Consider the following 2,324-nt stretch of genomic DNA (forward strand, 5'->3'; position numbering starts at 1 on the left):
CCCGCGCCGCCGACCCCGGCCAGGTACCTGTGATCCCCCTGCCCAATCCCGGCGAGGGCGGCCCCGTCTATCCCGGCAACAGCGGCGGCAATAACAACAGCTGGGTCTGCCCCGGCGGCTTCTGCGGCGGGGTGACCATCCTGCCGGGCATCATCGGCGCCGTGTGGCCCAGCGCCTCCAAGGTCCGCTTCCTGAACGCCGCCTACGGCTATCAGGCTTTCCGGATTTTCGTGGGCAACACACGGGCCGTGAACCTTTTGAACTACGCCTCCGCCACCAACTACGGGCGGGTGAGCGCCGGCTACCAGACGGTGACCGTCACCGGCACCAACGGTTATATCTACATTCAGAAGACCATGCCCTTCCAGACCAACGGCATCTCCACCATCGCCATCATCAACACCGCCAGCGGCCTGGACCTGCTCCAGATCACCGACAGCTGCTGCCCGCCCACCAACGGCTACTCCAGCTTCCGGGTGGGCAATCTCGCCATCAACACCGGACCCCTGGACGTGATCATGAGCGACGGGCGGGTGGTCTACGGCGACCTGCGGTTCAAGGAGGTGGGGGCATTCAAGCGGATCATGCCAGGCACCTACCAGTTCTTCTATGCGGACACGGACCTGGTGCCCATGCCCGCCTCTTTGGACATCGAGACCCTGGACTCCGCGTGGCTGGGCGTCTACCCGCCCCACGAGACCTTCGGCTCTCTGTACCTGAACGTGGTCAGCAACGCCATTTACACCGTGTACCTGCTCCAGAGCGGCACCGGACGGAACCAGATTCAGAATCTGATTCTCATGGACCGGTAATCCAGCTCATCAAGCGGCACAGGGGGAGAGACGAATGTCTCTCCCCCTGCGGCCTTTTTAAGGGAGTGTCCGTTTTGCAGATTTTATGCAGGGACCCGGCCCGCCCCCGCAAAGCCGCAAAACCAAAATCACGGATGATAAAATGCGCGGCCAGACACGACCCATGGCAACCTTGACATTTTCCCCACACCATGATATAGTATCACCTGAAACCAGCGTTGACGGAGAAGAAACCGCGATGCGCCGCGCAGAGAGGGGCCCGCTTGGTGCGAGGGCCCTGCGGCAGGCGGCGGCTGTACCACTCCTGAGCCGCCCGGGATGACCGGGACGGGACCGCCCGTTACAGCGGATGCGAGCGGCGGCTCCTTTTGCGGGGCCGCAAGCAGGGTGGAACCGTGGAATGCGACTTTCGTATCCCACCCCTGAGAACATCAGGGGCGGGATTTTTTTATTCGTTGCCCCAGAATACAAGGAGGACTGTCATGAGCGAGGAAAACAATCTGTATACCTTCGAGAACGAAATCTACCGCAAGACCTACTGGCACACCTGCTCCCACGTGCTGGCCCAGGCTGTCAAGCGCCTGTGGCCCGAGGTGAAGCTGGCCATCGGACCATCCATCGACGAGGGCTTCTATTACGATATGGACGCCCCTTTCGCCTTCACCCCTGAGCACCTGGAGCAGATCGAGGGCGAGATGCGCAAGATCTGCAAGGAGAAACTGAAGCTGGAGCGCTTTGAGCTGCCCCGGGAAGAGGCTGTGAAGTTCATGGAGGAAAAGGGCGAGCCCTACAAGGTGGAGCTCATCAACGATCTGCCGGAGGACGCCGCCATCAGCTTCTACAAACAGGGCGAGTTCACCGACCTCTGCGCCGGACCCCACCTGGACTCCACCGGCCGCATCAAGGGCAACGCTGTCAAGCTCACCACCTGTAACGCCGCCTACTGGCGGGGCGACTCCAACCGGGAGACCCTCCAGCGGATCTACGGCATCGCCTTTCCGAAGAAAGACGAGCTGGACGCCTACCTCCAGCGCATCGAGGAGGCCAAGAAGCGGGACCACCGAAAGCTGGGAAAAGAGCTGGGCCTCTTCATGCTGCGGGACGAGGGCCCCGGCTTCCCCTTCTTCCTGCCAAAGGGCATGGTGCTGAAAAACACCCTTCTGGACTACTGGCGGCAGGTCCACAAGAAATATGGCTACGTGGAGATCTCCACCCCCATCATGCTCAACCGCCAGCTGTGGGAGCGCTCCGGCCACTGGGATCACTACAAGAACAATATGTACGCCACTGTCATTGACGATGTGGACTTCGCCGTGAAGCCCATGAACTGCCCCGGCGGCATGCTCGTGTACGCCAGCGAGCCCCACTCCTATAAGGAGCTGCCCCTGCGGGTGGGCGAGCTGGGCTTGGTCCACCGCCACGAGCTGTCCGGCGCCCTCCACGGCCTGTTCCGGGTGCGCTGCTTCAACCAGGACGACGCCCACGTCTTTATGACCCGGGAGCAGATGCAGG

2 protein-coding genes are annotated in these 2,324 nt (G+C 61.9%); both read left to right on the forward strand.

Annotation, left to right across the window (positions count from 1 at the left end; genetic code table 11):
* Positions 1-812 (forward strand): DUF4397 domain-containing protein (locus QZ326_RS12890; RefSeq protein ID WP_295745982.1); only part of this gene is annotated, 812 nt, incomplete at its 5' end.
* 482 nt (positions 813-1,294) lie between these two features.
* On the forward strand, positions 1,295-2,324 hold a 1,030-nt coding region (locus tag QZ326_RS12895; protein WP_365329328.1), incomplete at its 3' end, for an aminoacyl--tRNA ligase-related protein.

The organism is uncultured Oscillibacter sp., from assembly GCF_910587525.1.
Lineage (GTDB): Bacteria > Bacillota > Clostridia > Oscillospirales > Oscillospiraceae > Oscillibacter.